A 3,396-nucleotide genomic window follows, 5' to 3' on the forward strand; every position below is an offset into this window, starting at 1 on the left:
ACGAACCCCGGATGCCGAGTCACGGCATCCGGGGTTCGTCGTCGTGGCGGGTCACCCCGCCGGGTCGACCTCAGTCCTCGCCGAGGTAGGCCTTGCGCACGTCGTCACTGGCGAGCAGTTCCTTGCCGGTGCCGGACAACACGATCTTGCCGACCTCGAGCACGTAGCCGCGGTTGGCCCGCCGCAGGGCTGCCTGCGCGTTCTGCTCCACGAGCAGGATCGTCGTGCCCTGACTCTGCAGGGTCGTGATCGTCGTCATGATGCGCTTCATCATGAGCGGTGACAGACCCATCGACGGCTCGTCGAGCATGAGCAGCTCGGGGCGGCTCATCATCGCTCGACCCATGGCGAGCATCTGCTGCTCACCACCCGAGAACGTCCCGGCGGGCTGGGCTCGCCGCTCCTCGAGGATCGGGAACAGGTCGTAGGCCGCCTGGAGGTCGTTGGAGATCTCCTTGTCCTTGCGGGCGAACGCCCCGAGCAGGAGGTTCTCCTCGACGCTCAGCCGGGGGAAGATCCGCCGACCCTCGGGGGAGTGCGCCAGACCGAGCTGGACGATGTCGTGCGCCGGGACCGTGCTGAGGTCCTTGCCCTTGAACGTGATGGAACCGCCCGTGGGACGCAGGAGACCGGAGATGGTGCGCAACGTCGTCGTCTTGCCGGCACCGTTGGTGCCGATGAGGGTGACGACCTCACCCTGCTCGACGTCGAAGCTGATGCCCTTGACGGCCTTGATCTTGCCGTAGGCAACGGTGAGGTCACGGACCTCCAGCATCGCGCTCACGCGATCTCCTCCTTGTCCTCGTCGCCACCGATGTAGGCCTCGATGACCCGGTGGTCGGACTGCACCTCACCAGGCGTTCCCTCGACGAGGAGGGAGCCACGGACCAGGCAGAGCACCCGGTCACAGAGGTTGAAGATGAACCGCATGTCGTGCTCGATGACGACGACGGCCATACCGCTGTCCCTGATCTTGAAGATCAGGTGCATCGTCTCCTCGGTCTCCTTGGGGTTCATGCCAGCGGTGGGCTCGTCCAGCAGGATGATCTGCGGGTCGGTGGCCAGGGCGCGGGCGATCTCCAGGCGGCGCTGGTCGCCGTAGGGCATGTTGCGCGCAAGGAGTTCCGTGCTCTTGCTCAACCCGACGTAGTCGAGAAGCTCCTGCGCACGCTCTCGCGTGGCGGCCTCTTCGCGCTTGAACTTCGGGCCGCGCAGGATCGACGTGAGCGCCATCGACGACGTGCGGCAGTAGCGACCGACCATGACGTTCTCCAGCGCCGTCATGTTGCCGAAGAGCCGGATGTTCTGGAACGTGCGAGCCATACCGGCCCGGACGACCTTCAGCGGCTTGGGGGGCAGCTTCGTGCCATTGAGCGTGACGGTGCCCTCCGTCGGGATGTACATGCCGGTGAGGCAGTTGAAGAACGTCGTCTTGCCGGCTCCGTTGGGGCCGATGAGACCGACGATCTCGCCTTCGTGGACCTGCATGCTCACGTCGTCCACGGCGGTCAGACCGCCGAAGCGCATCGTGACGCCACTGGCCTCGAGCACGATCTTGGAGCCCACCTCGTGAGGTGTGCGCTGGGGTTCGGTGATGGTCACTTCGCCTCCTGGAGGTGCTCGGCCTGAAGTAGCTCGCTGAGTTCTTCGTCGTCCTCGTGGAACTCGAGTTGCCGGCGCTTGCTGGCGATGAGTCCTTCGGGGCGGAACCGCATCATGACCACGAGCAACAACCCGAACATGAGCAGCCGGTAGTCGTTGACCTCGCGCAGCTTCTCGGGAAGCAGCTTGAGGATGGTCGCTCCGACGAGGACACCGAGGACCGTGCCCATACCGCCGAGGACGACGGCGGCGAGCAGGAACGCGGACTCGAGGAAGATGTACTGGTCGGGGCTGACCGAGGTGTCGACGTGCGCCTTGATCGTGCCCGCGAGGCCGGCGAGGAACGCACCGACCGCGAAGGCGAGGATCTTCAGCCCGAAGGTGTTGACACCCATGGCCTCGGCGGCCCGCTCGTCCTCGCGGATGGCGACCCAACCACGACCGATGCGGCTGTCGTTGAGGCGGGTGAACACGAGGATGACGAACGCGATGAGGGCCAGCAGCAAGAAGTAGTAGTTGCTGAAACGACCCAGCGGGATGCCCGCGATCGAGTGCACCTCGCCGAAGTCGAACCCGAAGAACACGAGGTCGGGAATGGCTGGGATGCCGTTGGGCCCGTTGGTCAGGTCGGGACCGTTGTTGCCATCGAGGTTGAACATCGCCAGGCGGAAGATCTCACCGAAACCGAGCGTCACGATGGCCAGATAGTCGCCGGACACCCGGAGCGTCGGTGAGCCGATGATGAGGCCGAAGACCGCCGCGGTGCAGGCACCGATGAGCATGACCACGAGGAACGGGGGCTTCCATCCGATCGTCGCGAAGGCCGACGTCGACATCATGGCGGCGACGTAGGCACCGGTGCCGAGGAAGGCGATGTACCCGAGGTCGAGCAGACCCGCCAGGCCCACGACGATGTTGAGGCCCAGGGCCGTCGCCGCGAACACGAGGATCTGGGTGGCGATCGACATGTTCTCGTCCGACCCGTTCTGGGTGAACGGGAAGAGGAAGGCGACGAGGAAGGCCGCCAGCATCAGCGGGCGACGGTTGTTGCCGCCGATGAAGCCGAAGTACGCACCGAGACCACTGCCGAGCAACCCACCGACGATGCCGATGACGGCCACGAGGAAGACGCCGAACACCGCGCCGTCCTCGATGTTGAGGGTGTACGCGAGGGTGAAGAGCAGCAGCGCCATCGCCAGGACGATGATGAGGATCTCGACGTTGGAGTTCAGCCGGGGCCACTTGCGGACGTCGATGTGCACCTCGGGCGAGAGGAAGCCTCCGGCCGTGGCGAGCACGGCACCCGCGAGGGCGACGTACAGACCCTCATTGGCGTTCACGACGCCGCCGGCCTGCTTCGCGATCGCGATGAGCGTGCCGAGGACGAAGACGATGCTGGCGATGCCGAGGATGCGCAGGCCCTTGCCCGGGTCCAACCACGCCGGGCGCCGCATGAGCAGCACCCCGAGAGCGACGGCCACCAGGCCCAGCCCCATGGCGTAGATCTGGATGCCGATCGGGAAGAAGCGCACCGAGATGTCGTCGAGGATGCGGTCGTCGTAGGACCACGACAGCAACCCACTGAGGATCAGCAGCGCACCACCGGCGATGGCCACCATGGGGGCCTTGCCACCGTGGGCTGCTGCGAGGTTCTCCGTTCGTGAGGAGCTCATGCCCGGTCCACCACCTTTGCACCGAGGAGGCCCTGGGGCCGGAAGACGAGGACGATGATGAGCAGCGCGAAGGCCCAGACGTCCTTCCACGGGCTACCACCGAAGGTGCCCGGGATGAACT

The 3,396-nt window shown here is 65.7% G+C and carries 3 protein-coding genes; all 3 read right to left on the reverse strand.

Annotated elements, in window-relative coordinates; translation table 11 throughout:
- Positions 1-70: 70 nt before the first annotated feature.
- From PLL68_RS13160 to PLL68_RS13170, 3 genes are read right to left on the reverse strand one after another with little or no spacing between them, the layout of a single operon-like run.
- Positions 71-775, reverse strand: coding sequence for an ABC transporter ATP-binding protein (locus PLL68_RS13160; protein WP_502910712.1), 705 nt, complete (start codon positions 773-775; stop codon positions 71-73).
- Positions 776-780: 5 nt separating this feature from the next.
- A complete protein-coding gene (locus PLL68_RS13165; RefSeq protein WP_324534804.1) occupies positions 781-1,602 on the reverse strand; it encodes an ABC transporter ATP-binding protein in 822 nt (273 codons plus the stop codon).
- Complete coding sequence (locus tag PLL68_RS13170) at positions 1,599-3,275, reverse strand: branched-chain amino acid ABC transporter permease (protein WP_324534806.1); 1,677 nt, start codon at positions 3,273-3,275, stop codon at positions 1,599-1,601. The genes PLL68_RS13165 and PLL68_RS13170 overlap by 4 nt, the downstream gene beginning before the upstream one ends.
- Positions 3,276-3,396 lie beyond the last annotated feature (121 nt).

It is taken from the genome of Ornithinibacter sp. (assembly GCF_035443565.1).
Taxonomy (GTDB): Bacteria; Actinomycetota; Actinomycetes; order Actinomycetales; family Dermatophilaceae; genus Fodinibacter.

Coding starts and splice junctions, on each gene's coding strand:
- PLL68_RS13160 (WP_502910712.1), bottom strand. CDS start 775: ATGCTGGAGGTCCGTGACCTCACCGTTGCCTACGGCAAGATCAAGGCC.
- PLL68_RS13170 (WP_324534806.1), bottom strand. CDS start 3,275: ATGAGCTCCTCACGAACGGAGAACCTCGCAGCAGCCCACGGTGGCAAG.